Below are 16,284 nucleotides of genomic sequence, written 5' to 3' on the forward strand. Positions count from 1 at the left end.
TCCCGTGCGATGGCGGAACGCCACCGCACTGCGTCGGTTCGCGGCATCGCGTGCCCGTCATGAATGTCGTGTTTTCGCAAGTGGCACTTACATGACGAGAATGTCCGATCCGCCTCCTGCCCTGATCTGGTTCCGCCAGGATCTGCGCCTCGCCGATAATCCCGCCCTCGCTGCCGGCACCGGCCGGCCTGTATTGCCGGTTTACGTGCTGGATGATGCCCCGGCCGGGCGCTGGGCCCCGGCCGGAGCGGCGCGCTGGTGGCTGCACCACTCGCTCGCTGCATTGGGGGAGGCGCTGGCCGCCTGCGGTGCGCCGCTGCTGCTCGCGCGCGGCCGGGCGGAGATCGTTATCCCGGCGCTGGCGGATGCGGTCGGCGCCACGGAGGTGCTGGCCGGGCGGCTCACCGAGCCCTGGGCGCGGGAGCGGGATGCGCGGGTGGCCGAGGCGCTGGAGGCCGCCGGACGCAGCCTTCGCCTCCACACCTCCACCCTGCTGCGCGAGCCGCCGACGGTGCTGAGCGGCAGCGGCAAGCCCTATACGGTCTACGGCCCCTTCGCCAAATCCATGGCAACGCGCGGCGAGCCAGAGGCGCCGCTGCCCGCTCCGGACCGCCTACGGCCGGCGAAGGACGCGCCCTCCGGCGACCGGCTTGAGGATTGGCACCTACTGCCCCAGCCGCCGGTGCCGGATTGGGCGGCCGAATTCGGCACCATCTGGACGCCGGGCGAGGCAGGGGCCGAGGCCCGGCTTGGGCGATTCCTCGCCGGACCGGTGCGCGACTATGCGGTCAATCGCAACCTGCCGGGCATCGAGGGCTCCTCCGGCCTGTCGCCGCATCTCCGCTGGGGCGAGGTTTCGCCGCGCCAGGTCTGGCATGCGGTGCGCGAGGCCATCCCTGGCGATGTCGAGGCCGCCCGGCCCTTCCTCTCCGAAATCCTCTGGCGGGAATTCTCCTACCATCTGCTCTGGCACCGGCCGGAGATGCCGGACGTGCCGCTGCGCGAACGCTTCGCCCCCTTCCCCTGGGCGCCGGATGCGGCGCTGCTGCGCGCCTGGCAGCGCGGGCGCACCGGCTACCCCATCGTCGATGCCGGCATGCGCCAGCTCTGGCGGCATGGATGGATGCACAACCGGGTGCGGATGATCACCGCCTCGCTGCTGGTGAAGCAGCTGCTGCAGCCCTGGCAGGAGGGCTCCGCCTGGTTCTGGGACACGTTGGTGGATGCCGACCTCGCCTCGAACAGCGCCTCCTGGCAATGGATCGCCGGCAGCGGCACGGATGCCTCGCCCTATTTCCGGGTCTTCAACCCGGTCCTGCAGGGCGAGAAATTCGATCCCAAGGGCGCCTATGTGCGGCGCTTCGTGCCGGAGCTGGCGGCGCTGCCCGATCGCTGGCTGCACCGCCCCTGGGAGGCGCCGGAGACGGTGTTGGCCGAAGCCGGGCTGAGCCTCGGGCGGGACTATCCGCGGCCGGTGGTGCTGCCCGAGGAGGGCCGCCGCCGGGCGCTCGAGGCCTTCGCCACCCTGCGTGGCCGGGCGGAGCCGGCGGCATGAGGCTGGACGCCCAGGCGGACCTCGCCGCGCGCGGCTTCCGCGGCCTCCGCATCGTCGGCGACGTGCATGGCGATGCGGCGGCCTTCGAACATGCGGCCGCGGGGGCGGAGGCGGAGCGGCTCTTCCTGCTCCAGCTTGGCGACCTGACCGACCATGGGCCGGACAGCCCCGCCGTGCTGCGCCGGATGTTCGGCCTGCTCGATGCCGGCAGCGGCCGCTTCCTGCTCGGCAACCATGACCACAAGCTGCGCCGGGTGCTGATGGGGCAACGCGTCCGCATGGCGGCGGAGGGGCTGGGGCGGACCTTGGCGCAGCTCGACGAGGCGCCGGATGGCGCGGCGCTGAAGGCCAGGGCCATCGCCGAGATCGCCGCGGCGCCGGCTTGGCTGCGGCTCGGCACCGCGCTCTTCGTGCATGGCGGCTGGCATCCGCGGATGCTCCGCGAGCCCTCGCCGCCCGATGCCGGGGCGCGCAAGCCAGACCCGCTGCTCTCCCGCGCCCTTTTCGGCCAGGTGACGGGGCGGATGCAGCCCGATGGCTTCCCCGAGCGGCTGCATGACTGGGTGGACCGCATCCCGGCGGGATTCACCCTCTATTGCGGCCATGAGCGGCGCTCGACCGATGGCCGCCCCTATGTCCAGCCGGGCGAGACCGGCGGGCGGGCCATCTTCCTCGATACCGGCGCCGGCAAGGGTGGCCACCTCTCCTGGATCGACCTGCCCTGGTAGCTACTCGCGCAGCAAGGCCTCGAGGTCGAGCCGCCGGCTGACCATCATCAGGTTGCCGGCTGCATCGCGCGGCCAATCCTCCTGCGGCCGGTCACGGTACAGCTCGACGCCATTGCCATCCGGGTCGCGCAGGTAGATCGCCTCGGAGACGCCGTGATCCGAGGCGCCTTCGAGCGTGATGCCGGCCGCCAGCACCCGGCGCAGCGCCACGGCCAGCGCCGCGCGGTCCGGATAGAGCAGCGCCACATGGTAGAGACCCGTGGTGCCGGGGGGTGGCCAGGCGCCGCCCGCGCTCTCCCAGGTGTTGAGGGCGATGTGGTGGTGGTAGCCGCCGGCCGAGAGGAAGACGGCCTGCCGACCCATGCGCTGCTGCACCTCGAGCCCGATCACGTCGCGCCAGAAACCCAGCGCATGGTCGAGATCGGCAACCTTGAGATGCACATGGCCGATCCGCATCGCGGGATGGACCGGCGTGGCCGCGGCAGGGCCGGAAAGCGGGGCTTCGGGCATCGGGGGGAACTCCTTCGCCCAAAACAATGGCGCCGCCCCAGGGGGCGGCGCCAATCATCAGTCGCAATATCGGTGATCGCGCGGGGCTATGATCAGACCGCCAGCCGCCGCTCGATGATCTGCGTCTTCATGCTCTTCTGCAGCTTCTCGAAGGCACGAACCTCGATCTGCCGCACGCGCTCGCGGCTGATGTTGTACTGCTGCGACAGCTCCTCGAGCGTGGTCGGCTCATCCTTCAGCCGGCGCTCGATGAGGATGTGGCGCTCGCGCTCATTGAGCGTCTTCAGCGCCTCACCCAGCAGCATGCGGCGGTTGCCGATGTCCTCGCGGTCGGCGAGCTCGCTCTCCTGCGTCTCCTGATCGTCCACCAGCCAATCCTGCCACTCGCCCTCGCTGTCGGCGCGGACGGGAGCGTTCAGGCTGTGGTCGGGCGAGGCGAGGCGGCGGTTCATCGACACCACGTCCTGCTCCGGCACCTGGAGCACGCGGGCGATCTTCTCGACCTGCTCCGGCTTCAGGTCGCCATCCTCCAACGCCGCCATCTGGCCCTTCAGCCGGCGGAGGTTGAAGAACAGCTTCTTCTGCGCAGCGGTCGTGCCCATCTTCACGAGCGACCAGCTGTGCAGGATGTATTCTTGGATGGCGGCGCGAATCCACCACATGGCATAGGTGGCGAGGCGAAAGCCACGGTCCGGGTCGAACCGCTTCACCGCCTGCATCATGCCGACATTGCCTTCGGAGATCAGCTCGCCGACCGGCAGGCCGTAGCCGCGATAGCCCATGGCGATCTTGGCGACGAGGCGCAGATGGCTGGTGACGAGCTTGTGGGCAGCCCGCTCATCGCCGTTCTCCTTCCAACGCTTGGCGAGCGCCAACTCCTCCTCCGGAGCCAGCATCGGAAATTTCCGAATCTCCTGGAGATAGCGGGAGAGATTGCCCTCGGGGGCGATGGGGATAACAGAGCTGGAAGCCATAATGGATATCTGCCTCCTGCGCTGGCGGGCAACCCCGTGACGGCGGTGCCGGGGCCAGCGACGAATCTGGCAGTTGAACGTCCTCCGAGCCCACCCGACCGCGCCTGCCCCGGTCACGACGAGGCGAGCAAAGCTGCGATATGGGGTTTTGGCACCCGGGGAACGCTGCCGTGGCATTTTTTAGCGGAAGTGGTGCCGCGGTGCAACAAAAAACCGACCCGCTGGCTTGGTTACTCCCCGTTACCTGGCGTTGCCGGCCGTTGAGGAGGCCGGCAATTGCTCCAGCAATCCGGCCAGATCCGGGGGTGGCGGCACGCTGAACTGCAAGGCCTCTCCCGTCACCGGATGGCGGAAGCCGAGGCTCGCGGCATGCAGCGCCTGACGTGGGAAGGCGAGCAGGGCGGAGCGCGCCGGCTCGGCGAGGAGCTTCGCCGCCGCCGGCGTCCGGCGCAGATAGACCGGGTCGCCGACCAGGGGATGCCCGCGCTCGGCCAGGTGGACCCGGATCTGGTGGGTCCGCCCGGTTGCCAGCCGGCAACGCAGCAGGGCACAGGCGGCGCCCCAGGCCCGCTCGGTCCGGTAGCGGGTCAGGGCATGCTTCCCGTTGCGGGTGACGACGGCCATGCGCTTCCGGTCCATGGGGTGGCGGCCGATATCGCCCTCGATCTCGTCGGCCGGCGGCTGCGGCACGCCCCAGACCAGGGCGAGGTACTCCCGGTCGAGGTCGCGGTTGGCGAAGGTTTCCGACAACGTGCGGAGGGCGCGCTCGGTCTTGGCGACGACCATGACGCCCGAGGTGTCCTTGTCCAGCCGGTGGACGATGCCGGGCCGCTTCTCGCCGCCGATTCCGGGCAGGTCGTCACCCGCATGGGCGAGGAGCGCGTTCACCAGCGTGCCGTCCTGGTTGCCGGGTGCGGGGTGGACGACGAGGCCGGCCGGCTTGTCCAGCACGATGAGGTCGCGGTCCTCGAACAGGATGGTCAGCGGGATGTCCTGGGGCAGCGGGGCTGCCTCCACGGCGGCGGGAACGGCGAGGGCATAGGTGCTGCCCGCCCGCACCCCCTCCGAGGCATCACGGAGAGGCTGGCCGTCCCTGGTGACGGCGCCGGCGATGATCAACGCCTTGACGCGGGAGCGCGAGAGCGAACCTATCGCTTCCGCCAGGAAGCGATCGGCACGGGTGCCGGCGGAATCCGGCCCGGCGGTGACCGTGAAGGTCTCGGCGGCGGAAGGGAGATGGTCTGTGGGTGCGCTCAAGGTCCTGGTCGTCGCAATGGGGGTGCTGATCGTCGGCGGCACCGTGACCCTGGTTGCGCTGCTCGTCCAGCGGGCGGGTGGCGACGGGGGCGCGGCCTGGCAGGCCGCGCTCGAGCAGCCGGAGGGGGCGCGGATCGGCGGAGTCTCGGCGAGCGAGAGTGGAATCGGCGTCTGGGTCCAGCGGCCGGATGGCGACCGGGTCCTGGTGGTGGACCCGAAGCGCGGCCGCGTCACCGGCGAGATCCGCCTCGGCCGATGAAGGGTGGGAGGGCGCCCCTGCCGGAGAAGACCTGCGCCGCCTGCGGCCGGGCCTTCGCCTGGCGGCGGAAATGGGCCCGCGACTGGGAGCAGGTGCGCTTCTGTTCCGAAGCCTGCCGGAGCGGCCGGTACATGGCCGCGAAGATCGCCGATGAAAAACGCCGGAAGGGCGCTTGATCCCGGCGCCATCCACGGGTAGAAGGCGCGCCTCCACCGGCCTTGTCCCCTTCGTCTAGAGGCCTAGGACACCGCCCTCTCACGGCGGTAACAGGGGTTCGAATCCCCTAGGGGACGCCACCGGGCGTTTCGCCAGACAGTCGCATCAGTCCAGCTGTGTTGAAGGTTGCGGCAAGCTTCATCTTCCTTGGCGGATTTCCGCGAACCCGTGATGTCCAAACCCGCCGAGGCAGGGCTGCCAGGAGCGGGTGCGGCTTCGTTGCGGCAAAAAATGCCGCTGATGGTCGCCGGCGCCAAGGCAAGCACGAGTTAGCGGTGTTCTCCGGCGCCTGCATGACGCGAGGGTGTCGCGTCGGCTTGCCTTCTGTGATGGCCTGACCGCGTCGCACCGGGCGCGAGGAATGGCGCCTCGCTTCCTGCGTCGAAGCCTATGCGCTGAAAACACCTGACTGGATCCGGAACGGGAGCAGCCCGCTTCCGCTTGGAGGGGCATGGCTGACGACCGAACTCCATCCATGCTCCTGTCGGAACCCCAGATGGCTTCCAGCGCGGATACGGCGAGAACGCGCCTTGCAACCCGCCTGTCGTTCTTTGCCGCGGGTTTCATCATGGCCTGTTGGGCGCCCATGGTGCCCTTTGCCAAGGCCAATCTGGGAGTCACCGATGGTGAGTTGGGACTTCTGCTCCTTTGCATCGGGATAGGCTCGATCATCGCCATGCCCCTGACCGGTTGGGTTAGCGCCCAGGTCGGAGGCAAGCCGATGATCCTGGCCGGAGGCTTCGGGCTGGTTTCGGTCCTACCCGCCCTGGCCGTCGTCACGGATCCACTCCTGCTCGCCGCGGCGTTGCTTGTCTTTGGCGCCTCGCTCGGCGCCATCGACGTGGCGATGAATGTTCATGCTGTCGAAGTCGAGAAGGCTGCCAGGAGGCCGCTCATGTCGGGGTTCCACGCGATGTTCAGCCTGGGCGGTTTCGCGGGAGCGGGCGGCATGACCTGGCTTTTGTCCCGCGAGGTTTCGCCGCTGACCGGCGCGGTTTGCGGCAGTGGCCTGGGTCTGGCCGCTATCCTCGTGGCCTGGCCGCGCCTGTTACAGGTTCAGGGGGGCAAACCTCCGGCCCTCGTTGCCCCGCGTGGCATTGTGCTCCTGTTGGCAGCCCTGGCTGCCATCAGCTTCCTCGTCGAAGGCGCCATCCTCGATTGGAGCGCATTGTTCCTGCTCGATCGGGACTTAGTCGAGCCGACCCAGGGCGGGCTTGGCTACACGCTGTTTTCCATTGCGATGACGGCAGGTCGGCTGACAGGGGATCGGGCCGTGCAGGCTGTAGGCAATCGACGGACGCTCCTCTGGGGCGGCCTGCTGACCGTTGCCGGGTTCGTCCTGCTTCTTGCCGCCCAGGGGATGGCGGCACTTGTAGGCTTCATCCTCATTGGGCTTGGCACGGCGAACATCGTGCCCGTGCTTTTCAGCCAGGCCGGACGGCAGACGGCAATGCCGGCAGGTCTGGCCGTGGCCGCTGTCACGACAATCGGATATGCGGGAGTCCTGGCCGGTCCAGCCGCGATCGGCTTCGTCTCCCATGCAACCAGCCTGTCGATCGCCTTTTGGCTGCTGGCGGGCCTGATGGCGTTGGTCCCGATATGCAGCCGTCCTGCTGCTCGGCTTTAGATGGCGACAAACATGGCAGCCGCCTCGAAATGGACGGGGCGTGCCGAATTGCCGGGGCTTCCGGCCAGGGGTGAGAACCTCCGCCGATGCATATCGACGGGTCCAAGCTGCGCGCTGGGTTCCCCCATGGCATGCACGCCAGCGGCTGCCATGCCCGCTCATGCCAGGAGGCGTCTCGCATTCGATCACGCTGGCTCCCACCTGATCCGATGGCTGGTGCGGTCCACGACACGCTTCACCCCTGGCACATTCTCGGCGAGCACGTAGAGGGCGCGGCTGACCGCCTCCGAGCGAGTGAAGCCATAGAATTCCACCACCCCGTCCTGGACATGGATTGCAGTGTGGATCGTGTCGGCCCAGGGCTCGCGCTGCATCGCAGCCATCACGGCACGGTGGATTTGCTCGTCGGTGAGATTGTCGGCCTGGGGCTCCTCCCGCGACACCAGAGTGCGGACAAGATCGGAGCGGGTGACAACGCCGAGCAGCTTCCCATCCTCGGTGATGGGCACCCGGCGGATCCGATGGTTCTCCATGAGGCGGGCAACATGCGCGGCGCTGTCCCCAGGGCTTGCCGTGATCACCCGCTCGGTCATTATCTCGCTCGCCTTGATGCCGTGGCTCCGTGCATAGCGGTCGGCCCTGGCGACCGAATGGTCGAACAACCGCGAAAGCCACCCGGACGGTTGCTCATCCTCATCGGCCAGACGGCGGATCAAATCCGATTCAGTGACGATGCCAAGCAGGGCGCCGGCCGCATCAGTAACCGATACAGCCGAGATGCCCCGATCGGCGAACATACGTGCGATAGCGGCAACCGGCGTCTCGGGCTGCACTGTCGCCACCTCCCTCGTCATTACGTCTCGGGCACGAAGTGAGGTCATGGCGTCCTCCTTTTTCTTGTGCCAGGAAGCATGCTCCTTCACCGTGGCGGGATTCCAGCATCAACTTGAGGCGGTGGCCGGGCCATTCCGGATCGGCCATCGCTTGTCCGAATGCCATATTGCCCCGAGGGTGAGGCCGTGTTCCCCAAGGCCTTATCGTTGACTGGCCTATGTACCGGGGCCTCTGGGCCGCCGTGACGGGTGTTGCCGGATGGCTTCCAGCCTTCGTCCATCGCCGGTAGCGCCTTCGAGCCAGTGGCCCAGGACGAGCTGTCGCGCACCGCCTCGACCGCGGTGGCCAGACTGGCCGTGATCGCATCATCCGCCCGCAGCTGCGCATGGACGCCCACTATGCATCGCCACGCCCGGCATGCCCCGACGGGAAGGTTGGGCTGCACCCAGACGGCGTCGGTCGTGGTGGCGCACCATGGCAGCCCGGCCGCCTGCGAGACCTTCAGCCGCTCGGCCGGCGATCTCCTGCCATTAGATACCTAAGGAGATGGCCGCCGGGCTGAGGATCGGAGCCCGCGCCCCGGCGACGTCGCCAAGCCAAGGGGCCATCCTGAAGCGCCAGCGGGAACTCAGGCGCCGGTTTCGTCGTTGCGAGTTCTGTTACAAAAGGAACCAGAACAATGACGATGAAGCTTGCCGGGACCCTCGCGCTGGTCCTTCTGGTGGCCGCCTGCAACTCCGGCCCGCGCCGCTCGACCTCGCCTGGGGAGCCGATGGCGCCCTCGGCCGCCTCCCCCACCGGTTCGGTGAACAGCGGCGCGACGGGCGGCGGCGTTCCGACCCCGCTGCAGCCGGGCGGCGCCGGCGGCGTCGGCAGCGGCAACCAGCCGGGCCGCGCCGGGACGCGCTGAGACCGGCCCCGGCGGCGGCGCGCTACTCGGCCGCCGCCGCCAGCCCACCCCGCGCCGCGATGGCGGCGCGGGTCGCCGGCAGCAGGTCCCGCCCGTAGGTGGTCGCATCCTCGAGCGGATCGAAGCCGCGGATGAGGAAGGTGCTGACGCCGAGCGCATGGTAGTCGGCCAGCGTATCCGCCACCTGCTCCGCCGTGCCGACGAGGCCGGTGGTGTTGGCGCCCGCCCCGACCGCGGCTGCGACCTCGGTCCAGAGCCGCTTGTCCCGCACCCGGCCGCCCGCCGCCGCATCCAGCAGCCGCCGCGAGCCGACGCTCTCCGGCTTCGGCCCGCCGCTGCCAACCGCCCCGGCCCGCAGCTCGCGGATGCGGGCGATAATGGCATCGGCCCGCGCCCAGGCAGCCTCCTCCGTCCCCGCCAGCACCGGGCGGAAGGACATGCTGAAGCGGATCGCGCCGGGGTCCCGCCCCGCCTTCGCCACGCTGGCGCGGACGCGCGCGATCGTCTCCCGCGCCTGGTCCAGCGTCTCGCCCCAGAAGGCATAGACATCGGCGATGCGCCCGGCGATGTCGATCGCCACATCGGAGGAGCCGCCGAAGAAGACTGGGATATGCGGCTGCTGCAGCGGCTTCACCTCGGAGAAGCCGCCCTCGAAGCGGTAGAAGGCCCCCTCGTGGTCGAAGGGCCGGTCCTCGGTCCAGAGCCGCTTCAGCAGCGCGACATATTCCTCGGACCGGGCATAGCGCTGGCCATGGTCGAGCCAGTCGCCATCCTTCTTCTGCTCCACCGGGCTGCCGCCGCTGATGACATGGATGGCGGCGCGCCCGCCGGTGAGCTGGTCGAAGGTGGCGAATTGCCGGGCGGCCAGCGTCGGCGCGATGAAGCCCGGCCGGTGCGCCACCATGAAGCCGATGCGGCTGGTCCCCGCCGCGGCATGGCTGGCGACCAGCAGCGCATCCGGCGAGCTGCTGCCCCAGGCGACGAGGATGCGGTCGAAGCCCGCCGCCTCATGCGCCTGCGCGAAGCGCTGGATATAGCCGGGATCGACCACCGGCCCCTCGGGCGGATGGATCTCGGACTGTGCCCGGTGGGCGATCATGCCGATGAATTCGAGCGGATGCGTCATCCTGGCTGCTCCTTCAGGCGATGTTGAGCCGGCGCAGCGCGCGGCCGATGGCGGCATGGTCGGCGGCGACGCGGCGGCCGAGTTCCTCGGGCGAGACCGCCTCCGGCTTCAGGCCGAAGCGGCGCAGCGCGGCGGCGACCTCGGGCTCGGCGAGGCTATCATTGAAATCGCGGTTCAGGCGGGCGATCACCGGCGCCGGCGTCGTGCCCGGTGCGAAGAGGCCGAACCAGGTGCCGCCCGGCCAGGCCCGGCCGATGCCGAGCTCGGCGAGGTTCGGCAGGTCAGGGAAGGCATCCCAGCGATCCGGCCCGACCGTCGCCAGGGCGCGCAGCCGCCCCTCCTGCACATGCGGCATGGCGATCGGGTCGATCACCAGGTGGCAGTCGCCGGCGACCACGCTGGTCGCCGCCGCGGCGCTGCCCGGGAAGGGCACATGCACCGCCTCGAACCGGGCCTCGTCGGCCAGCAGCGCGCCGCGCAGATGCCCGGCCGAGCCGATGCCGGCCGAGGCATAGTTCAGGACGCCGGGCCGGCGGCGGCCGAAATCGATCAGCTCCGCCACGCTGTGGACCGGCAGCGCCGGGTTCACCGCGACGACGCTATAGGCATCCCCGGCCAGCGCGACCGGTGCCAGGTCCCGCAGCGGGTCGTAGCCGACATTCGACAAATGCGGCGCGATGGTGAGGTTGCCGGCGGAGGCATTCAGCAGCGTGTGCCCGTCCGGCTTCGCCTCGGCGACCATGCGGCTGCCGACGGCGCCGCCCGCCCCGGCCTTGTTCTCGACGAGGACGGTGACGCCGAGCCGCGGGCCGAGCGCGCGGCTCATGGTGCGGGAGACGTTGTCGTTGGTGGCGCCCGGCGGGAAGGGGCAGACATAGCGCACGGTCCGTTCGGGAAAGCCATGGGTGGAGGCCTCGGACCGGCCGAGGAAGGGCGTGGCGACGAAGGGCGCGGCAAGGCCGGCGCCCAGCAGCAGGCGGCGGGAGATCATCGGGACAACTCCTGGAGCAGCGCGGGCGGGCGGGCGAGATCGGTCATCGCCAGGGCGCCGAGCGCGATGGAAAGGGCGAGCAGAAACCGGAAGGCGAGGCTGGTCACGCCAGCGCCCCCGCGAGCGCCGCGCGGCCGGCGGCGAGATGCGCCGCATCGGCGGCCGGCGCGTGCATCCGGGCGCATTGCACGTCGCGCCAGTGCCGCTCGAGCGGCAGGGCCCGGTCATGCGCATGGTTGCCGGCGAGCAGCGTCGCCTCCTCGACGGCGCGGACGGCATTCTCCGTCAGCACCACCTTGAGCGCCCCGGCCTCCGTGGCCGAGGGCGGCAGGCCGGCATCGGCGGTGGCGGCCAGCGCCTCGGTGATGCGGGCATTGGCGGCGAGCAGGCCCTCGATGCGGCCGACCGCCTCCTGCACGCGGGGCAGCGTGGCGAGCGGCGCGCCGAGGCTGCCCGGCGCCCGCTCCTGCACGAAGCCGATGATCCAGCCCCGCGCGGCCTGGGCGACGCCGGTATAGACCGCGGGCACCAGCACCGCGTTCCAGAGCATCTGCACCGCATCGGGCGCCGCGCGGCCGGGCGGGGCGAGGCCGATGGCATGCTCGGCCGGGATCTCCACCGCCTCGAACACCACGTCATGGCTGCCCGAGGCGCGCAGGCCGAGATGGTTCCAGGTCTCGAGGATGGTGATGCCCGGCGCATCGGCCGGGACGAGGAAGCTGCCGACCCGCGGCGCCTCCTCATCGGTGCGGGCGAAGACCTCCATCCAGCGGAGGCCGGGGGCGCCGGTCGCGTAGCGCTTGCGGCCGGTCAGCGCCCAGCCCGTGGCGGTGCGCCGCGCGACGGTCGCCGGCAGCCCGCCGCGCGTCGGCGAGCCGAGCTCCGGCTCGACGCGGAGGGCATTGACCAGCGCGCCCTCGGTCACCGCCTCGCGCTGCAGCCGCCGGCGGAGGGCCTCGGGCCAGTCCGGGCTGCGGGCCAGGGCGGCATGCTTCAGGTACTGCATGGCGAGGACGAGCGCCGTCGCCGGGCAGGCCGCACCGACCTGCGCGACGGCTTCGGCGGCGAGGCGCAGCCCCCCTCCCCCGCCGCCGAGCGCGGCCGGGACGGTGAGGCCGAGCAGCCCCGCCTCGCGCAGGGCGGCGAGGCTGTCATGGGGGAAGCTCGCCTCCCGGTCGTGCCGGGCCGCCGCCGCGGCGATGGCGGGCAGCAGGGCCCCGAGGCCGGCGAGCGGGTTGGGCTGTGCGGTCATCGGTTGGCCCTTTGCGGGATGCGGCGCGGGCCCGGGCCGCTGTTGCGGCCGACGACGAGCCCGGCGACGCGCTCGGCCTCGGCCGGGCTCGGGAAGGTGGCGCCGTCGATATCCTCGACGGCGGGGTCCGTGGCGATGAAGCGCCAGGCGGCGGCATGGGCGACGGCGACGCCGAGGAAGCGTCCCCCCACCTCGATGGGGCGTGACGTATGCATGGCTATGGCTCCCGGCATGCCGGGGCACGCCGAACGGGATGGCTGATGGGGGTGGCGGTGGGCGGGCGCTCAGCGCCGACAGCGCATCCCGCGACAGCGAAGGGCCATGCGGGCCTTCGGGCCGGAGGGGTGGTGCTTTAGCGCTTGGTATCGCGGTGCAAGCTGCATCGTTCAAAATCCGCGGGGTCAGGGCGGAATGCCCCGGCCACGGACGGATTGAACGATCAATGACGGTTATTCGTCAACCTGAGAAATCACGATTTGCCACGAGCCTATTCACGTCAGCGCGCGCATGATCCACGAACCTTATGAATTCAGTGGTTTATGGGCTTCATCGACCCTCACTCCGGCCCGGCCACGCATCCACGGCCCATGCGGTAGCTGCACTTTCCACCACTTCATCGCGTATATAGGCGCCCTGGCCCGGCGCCCGGCCGATGAATGGATGGGAGCCTGCCGTTGCGCGCCCGCCGCAACCCTGGGGCCGCGGTGCCGGCCATGGCAGGCTGCCGCCATGACGATTCCCCGCCGCACCGCCCTCGCCCTGCCCGGCCTTGCCCTGCCCTTCCTCGCCGGCATCGTCCGCGCCCAGGCCCCTGAGGCGCCGACGCCGGTGCTCTTCCTGCACGGCAACGGTGACCATGCGGCCCTGTGGCAGACGACGCTCTGGCGCTTCGAGTCCAACGGCTGGCCGCGCGAGCGGCTGCGGGCGGTGAACTTCCCCGACCCGCTGGCGCGCGACGACGATGCCGTGGCGCAGCCCCGCCGCAGCAGCAGCCTGGAACAGACCGAGCGCCTCGCTGAATTCGTCCGCACATTCCGCGCCGAGACCGGCGCCACGCGCATCGCGCTGGCCGGCAACAGCCGTGGCGGCAACCCGATCCGCGATTTCACCGTCCATCAGGGTGGCGCCTCGCAGGTCTCGCATGCGGTGCTCTGCGGCACGCCGAATCGCGGCGTCCATGACTGGCCGGAGCGCGCCGGGAACGAGTTCAACGGCCGCGGTCCTTTCCTTAGCCGGCTGAATGCCGGGCCAAGCGACGTGGTGGCGGAGACCGCCTTCCTCACCCTCCGCAGCGACGGCAACGACCTCTACGCCCAGCCCCGCGCCATCTGGTCGCCGACGACGCCGGACCGGCCGACGGGCACCGATGTCGACGGGCCCGAGTTGCGCGGCGCGACGAATCTGGTGCTGCCCGGCCTCGACCACCGCGAGACCGCCTACCATGCCCGCGCCTTCGCCGAGATGGCGCGCTTCATCGCCGGCCGCGCCCCCGCCCGCATTGCCGTGCTGCCGGAGGCGCGGCCGGTGCTGGACGGGCTCGTCACCGGCACGCCCGGCGGCGTGCAGACCAACCGCCCGGTCGAGGGCGCCGTGGTCGAGGTCTTCCGCACCGACCCGGAGACGGGCGCCCGCATCGGCGAGGCGCTGCACCGCCGCACCACCGGGGCCGACGGACGCTGGGGGCCGGTCACCGTCGAGCCGGGCTGGACGCTCGAGCTGGTGGTGGCGGCGCCGGAGCATCCGGTCACCCATATCTACCGCTCGCCCTTCCCGCGCTCCTCCTCCGTCCTGCATCTCCGCCCCGCCCGGCCGCTGACCGAGGCGGATCGCGCGGCCGGCGGCGTGCTGCTCTTCACCCGGCCGCGCGGCTATTTCTGCCTGCCGCGCGACGCCATCCTGCTCGACGGCCGGGTGCCGGGCGACGTGCCGCAGGGCATCGCCCGCGCCGCGACGGCGACGCTGCGGCTGCCGGCGGGCGAGCTCGGCCGGCCCATCCCCGCCCTGTTCAACGAGGAGCGCCTCGTCGCCCGCGCCTGGCCCGCCGCCGAGGGACGCATCGCGGTGGCCGAGCTGACCTGGTAGCCGCACCCCGGCGCATGCCGGGGGACTTGCTTTTGATGGCGACCGCTATCTATTCTCCGTGGAGGAGGTGGATATGCGGGTCAGCAAGGCACAGGTGGCGGAGAACAGGGCCAGGCTCCTGGCCGAGACGGCACGGATGATCCGCGAGGCCGGCATCGCGGGCTCGGGCGTCGATGCCCTGGCCCGCGCCGCCGGCTTCACTCATGGCAGCCTCTACAGCCAGTTCGGCTCGAAGGAGCGGCTGGTCGCCGAGGCGCTGGCCGAAGCGATGGCGGCCAGCGACGCCGTCCAGGCGGACAGGCTGCCACCCGGCGGCGGGATCGGCCGCTTCGCCGCGCAATACCTCTCGCCCGCGCACCGGGACCGGCCCGGCACCGGCTGCGCCCTGGCCGCGATCGGGCCGGAAGCGGCCCGCGAGGGCAGCGCCGTCCGCAGCACCTTCACCGCCGCCCTGCGCCGCATGGCCGGGCGCCTGGCCGCCGCGCTGCCGCTGGAGCCGAAGGCGGCCGAGCCGGCGGCGCTCGCCAGCCTCTCCACCCTCGTCGGCGCGCTGATCCTGGCGCGTGCCGTGGATGACCCCGAGCTCTCCGACCGCATCCTCGCGGCCGGGCGCAGCCACCTGTCCGCCGGTGATGCCGGCGGCGCCTGAGGGACCATCGATGCTCGCCAACCAACTCGCGCCCGCCCTCGCCCGCCGCGGCATCCATTATGGATGGGTGATGGTGGCGCTGACCTTCCTCGTCTCCCTCGCCTCGGCCGGCGCCATGGGCATCCTCGGCGCGCTGCTGCTGCCCCTGCAGCGCGAGACGGGCTGGGAGACCGCCACCATCTCCGGCGCGCTGGCGCTGCGCCTGCTGCTCTTCGGGCTGATGGCGCCCTTCGCCGCCGCCCTGCTGCAGCGCTACGGGCTGCGCCGTACATCGTCGTCGCGCTCTCCCTGGTGCTGATCGGCTGCCTGCTGTCGATGCGGATGACGGCGCCCTGGCAGCTCTGGCTCAGTTGGGGCGTGCTGACCGGGCTTGGGACGGGCATGACAGCGCTGGTGCTCGGCGCGACGGTCGCCAACCGCTGGTTCGTCCAGCGGCGTGGCTTGGTGCTCGGCATGCTGACGGCGGCCAATGCCACCGGGCAGCTCGCCTTCCTGCCGCTCGCCGCCTGGCTGGCGCAGCATGAGGGCTGGCGGGCGGCGATGCTGCCGGGCCTCGGCGCCTGCCTCCTCGCCGGGCTGCTGATGTGGCTGTTCGGCCGCGACCACCCGGCGGAGCTTGGGCTGAATGCCTATGGCGACACCGCGGCGACGATCGCCCCGCGTCCCGCCGCGCCGGCCGGCAATGCGGTGCGCAACGCCTTCGCCGCCCTGGCCGAGAGCGCGCAGAGCCGCGTCTTCTGGATCCTCTTCGCCACCTTCCTGATCTGCGGCCTCTCCACCAACGGGCTGATCCAGACGCACTTCATCCCGCTCTGCTCCGATTTCGGCATGGCGGAGGTCGAGGCGGCCTCGGTGCTCGCCATGATGGGCATCTTCGACTTCGCCGGCACCATCGCCTCCGGCTGGCTGTCGGACCGCTACGACAACCGCCGGCTGCTCTTCTGGTACTACGGCCTGCGCGGCCTCTCGCTGCTCGTGCTGCCCTTCAGCACCTTCTCCCTCTACGGCCTGTCGATCTTCGCCGTCTTCTACGGGCTCGACTGGATTGCGACCGTCCCGCCCACGGTGAAGCTCGCCGGCCAGGCCTTCGGGCGGGAGCGGGCGCCGCTGGTCTTCGGCTGGATCTTCACCGCGCACCAGCTCGGCGCCGCCATCGCCGCGCTCGGCGCCGGGATGAGCCGGGATGCACTGGCGAGCTACCTGCCGGCCTTCTTCATCGCCGGCGCCGCCTGCCTCATCGCCGCGCTGCTGGCGCTGGCGGCGCGGCCGGCACGGCCCACCGCCGCCATCCCGGCCACGGCCTGACCAGGCAGC

General features: G+C 71.1%; 18 protein-coding genes and 1 tRNA gene. 11 read left to right on the forward strand and 8 right to left on the reverse strand.

Going from position 1 to position 16,284, the window contains the following annotated elements; all coding sequences use genetic code 11:
- The first annotated feature begins 100 nt into the window (after positions 1-100).
- Together BLR02_RS13665 and BLR02_RS13670 are read left to right on the forward strand one after the other, a co-directional pair.
- Positions 101-1,555, forward strand: coding sequence for a cryptochrome/photolyase family protein (locus tag BLR02_RS13665; RefSeq protein WP_342670578.1), 1,455 nt, complete (start codon positions 101-103; stop codon positions 1,553-1,555).
- Entirely contained in the window at positions 1,552-2,283 is a 732-nt protein-coding gene (locus tag BLR02_RS13670; RefSeq protein ID WP_090663583.1) for a metallophosphoesterase, read from the forward strand. Before BLR02_RS13665 ends, BLR02_RS13670 begins: the two co-directional genes overlap by 4 nt.
- Here the strand turns inward: BLR02_RS13670 and BLR02_RS13675 are convergent, their stop codons facing one another.
- The 3 genes from BLR02_RS13675 to BLR02_RS13685 all read right to left on the reverse strand — a co-directional run bounded on the left by BLR02_RS13675 (position 2,284) and on the right by BLR02_RS13685 (position 5,024).
- Positions 2,284-2,793: a VOC family protein gene (locus tag BLR02_RS13675; protein WP_090663584.1), complete on the reverse strand. Its 510-nt coding sequence runs from the start codon at positions 2,791-2,793 to the stop codon at positions 2,284-2,286.
- Positions 2,794-2,885: 92 nt separating this feature from the next.
- On the reverse strand, positions 2,886-3,767 hold the full coding sequence (gene rpoH, locus BLR02_RS13680; protein ID WP_176849560.1) for an RNA polymerase sigma factor RpoH: 882 nt from the start codon (positions 3,765-3,767) through the stop codon (positions 2,886-2,888).
- 240 nt (positions 3,768-4,007) lie between these two features.
- Entirely contained in the window at positions 4,008-5,024 is a 1,017-nt protein-coding gene (locus BLR02_RS13685; protein WP_090663585.1) for an RluA family pseudouridine synthase, read from the reverse strand.
- Between BLR02_RS13685 and BLR02_RS29485 the strand changes: the two genes are divergently transcribed.
- The 4 genes from BLR02_RS29485 (at position 5,011) to BLR02_RS13705 (ending at position 7,126) form a co-directional block, all read left to right on the forward strand.
- A complete protein-coding gene (locus BLR02_RS29485; protein WP_245704768.1) occupies positions 5,011-5,283 on the forward strand; it encodes a DUF6476 family protein in 273 nt (90 codons plus the stop codon). The genes BLR02_RS13685 and BLR02_RS29485 overlap by 14 nt on opposite strands.
- A complete protein-coding gene (locus BLR02_RS13695; RefSeq protein ID WP_090565638.1) occupies positions 5,280-5,459 on the forward strand; it encodes a DUF2256 domain-containing protein in 180 nt (59 codons plus the stop codon). The genes BLR02_RS29485 and BLR02_RS13695 overlap by 4 nt, the downstream gene beginning before the upstream one ends.
- A gap of 44 nt (positions 5,460-5,503) precedes the next feature.
- A tRNA-Glu gene (locus BLR02_RS13700) sits at positions 5,504-5,579 on the forward strand.
- 395 nt (positions 5,580-5,974) lie between these two features.
- The gene (locus BLR02_RS13705) at positions 5,975-7,126 is read left to right on the forward strand and encodes an MFS transporter (RefSeq protein ID WP_218127942.1); all 1,152 of its coding nucleotides are present in this window, start codon (positions 5,975-5,977) and stop codon (positions 7,124-7,126) included.
- A 185-nt stretch (positions 7,127-7,311) separates the two neighbouring features.
- Here BLR02_RS13705 and BLR02_RS13710 read toward each other — a convergent pair whose 3' ends face one another.
- Positions 7,312-8,049 carry a CBS domain-containing protein gene (locus BLR02_RS13710; protein WP_245704769.1) on the reverse strand — a complete coding sequence of 246 codons (738 nt, stop codon included), beginning with the start codon at positions 8,047-8,049 and terminating at the stop codon, positions 7,312-7,314.
- Positions 8,050-8,639: 590 nt separating this feature from the next.
- Here BLR02_RS13710 and BLR02_RS13715 point away from each other — a divergent pair.
- Positions 8,640-8,870 (forward strand): hypothetical protein, encoded by a 231-nt coding sequence (locus tag BLR02_RS13715; protein WP_090663587.1) that lies wholly within the window; start codon positions 8,640-8,642, stop codon positions 8,868-8,870.
- Between the two features lie 22 nt (positions 8,871-8,892).
- Here the strand turns inward: BLR02_RS13715 and BLR02_RS13720 are convergent, their stop codons facing one another.
- The 4 genes from BLR02_RS13720 to BLR02_RS13735 all read right to left on the reverse strand — a co-directional run bounded on the left by BLR02_RS13720 (position 8,893) and on the right by BLR02_RS13735 (position 12,454).
- Positions 8,893-9,996 carry an LLM class flavin-dependent oxidoreductase gene (locus tag BLR02_RS13720; protein WP_090663588.1) on the reverse strand — a complete coding sequence of 368 codons (1,104 nt, stop codon included), beginning with the start codon at positions 9,994-9,996 and terminating at the stop codon, positions 8,893-8,895.
- Between the two features lie 13 nt (positions 9,997-10,009).
- A complete protein-coding gene (locus BLR02_RS13725) occupies positions 10,010-10,987 on the reverse strand; it encodes a Bug family tripartite tricarboxylate transporter substrate binding protein (protein ID WP_176849561.1) in 978 nt (325 codons plus the stop codon).
- A 103-nt stretch (positions 10,988-11,090) separates the two neighbouring features.
- Complete coding sequence (locus BLR02_RS13730) at positions 11,091-12,239, reverse strand: acyl-CoA dehydrogenase family protein (protein ID WP_090663590.1); 1,149 nt, start codon at positions 12,237-12,239, stop codon at positions 11,091-11,093.
- Positions 12,236-12,454 (reverse strand): hypothetical protein, encoded by a 219-nt coding sequence (locus BLR02_RS13735; RefSeq protein ID WP_090663591.1) that lies wholly within the window; start codon positions 12,452-12,454, stop codon positions 12,236-12,238. The genes BLR02_RS13730 and BLR02_RS13735 overlap by 4 nt, the downstream gene beginning before the upstream one ends.
- Before the next feature lie 514 nt (positions 12,455-12,968).
- Here BLR02_RS13735 and BLR02_RS13740 point away from each other — a divergent pair.
- From BLR02_RS13740 to BLR02_RS13750, 4 genes are read left to right on the forward strand one after another with little or no spacing between them, the layout of a single operon-like run.
- Complete coding sequence (locus BLR02_RS13740; protein ID WP_090663592.1) at positions 12,969-14,321, forward strand: hydrolase; 1,353 nt, start codon at positions 12,969-12,971, stop codon at positions 14,319-14,321.
- A gap of 58 nt (positions 14,322-14,379) precedes the next feature.
- Complete coding sequence (locus BLR02_RS13745) at positions 14,380-14,970, forward strand: TetR/AcrR family transcriptional regulator (protein ID WP_218127943.1); 591 nt, start codon at positions 14,380-14,382, stop codon at positions 14,968-14,970.
- A 10-nt stretch (positions 14,971-14,980) separates the two neighbouring features.
- The gene (locus tag BLR02_RS30995) at positions 14,981-15,268 is read left to right on the forward strand and encodes a hypothetical protein (RefSeq protein ID WP_342670579.1); all 288 of its coding nucleotides are present in this window, start codon (positions 14,981-14,983) and stop codon (positions 15,266-15,268) included.
- Positions 15,262-16,275 carry an MFS transporter gene (locus BLR02_RS13750; RefSeq protein ID WP_342670580.1) on the forward strand — a complete coding sequence of 338 codons (1,014 nt, stop codon included), beginning with the start codon at positions 15,262-15,264 and terminating at the stop codon, positions 16,273-16,275. The genes BLR02_RS30995 and BLR02_RS13750 overlap by 7 nt, the downstream gene beginning before the upstream one ends.
- The last annotated feature ends 9 nt before the right edge of the window (positions 16,276-16,284 follow it).

The sequence above is a fragment of the Belnapia rosea genome (genome assembly GCF_900101615.1).
Taxonomy (GTDB): domain Bacteria; phylum Pseudomonadota; class Alphaproteobacteria; order Acetobacterales; family Acetobacteraceae; genus Belnapia; species Belnapia rosea.

Coding starts and splice junctions, on each gene's coding strand:
- BLR02_RS13665 (WP_342670578.1), top strand. CDS start 101: ATGTCCGATCCGCCTCCTGCCCTGATCTGGTTCCGCCAGGATCTGCGC.
- BLR02_RS13670 (WP_090663583.1), top strand. CDS start 1,552: ATGAGGCTGGACGCCCAGGCGGACCTCGCCGCGCGCGGCTTCCGCGGC.
- BLR02_RS13675 (WP_090663584.1), bottom strand. CDS start 2,793: ATGCCCGAAGCCCCGCTTTCCGGCCCTGCCGCGGCCACGCCGGTCCAT.
- rpoH (WP_176849560.1), bottom strand. CDS start 3,767: ATGGCTTCCAGCTCTGTTATCCCCATCGCCCCCGAGGGCAATCTCTCC.
- BLR02_RS13695 (WP_090565638.1), top strand. CDS start 5,280: ATGAAGGGTGGGAGGGCGCCCCTGCCGGAGAAGACCTGCGCCGCCTGC.
- BLR02_RS13705 (WP_218127942.1), top strand. CDS start 5,975: ATGCTCCTGTCGGAACCCCAGATGGCTTCCAGCGCGGATACGGCGAGA.
- BLR02_RS13715 (WP_090663587.1), top strand. CDS start 8,640: ATGACGATGAAGCTTGCCGGGACCCTCGCGCTGGTCCTTCTGGTGGCC.
- BLR02_RS13720 (WP_090663588.1), bottom strand. CDS start 9,996: ATGACGCATCCGCTCGAATTCATCGGCATGATCGCCCACCGGGCACAG.
- BLR02_RS13725 (WP_176849561.1), bottom strand. CDS start 10,987: ATGATCTCCCGCCGCCTGCTGCTGGGCGCCGGCCTTGCCGCGCCCTTC.
- BLR02_RS13730 (WP_090663590.1), bottom strand. CDS start 12,239: ATGACCGCACAGCCCAACCCGCTCGCCGGCCTCGGGGCCCTGCTGCCC.
- BLR02_RS13735 (WP_090663591.1), bottom strand. CDS start 12,454: ATGCATACGTCACGCCCCATCGAGGTGGGGGGACGCTTCCTCGGCGTC.
- BLR02_RS13740 (WP_090663592.1), top strand. CDS start 12,969: ATGACGATTCCCCGCCGCACCGCCCTCGCCCTGCCCGGCCTTGCCCTG.
- BLR02_RS30995 (WP_342670579.1), top strand. CDS start 14,981: ATGCTCGCCAACCAACTCGCGCCCGCCCTCGCCCGCCGCGGCATCCAT.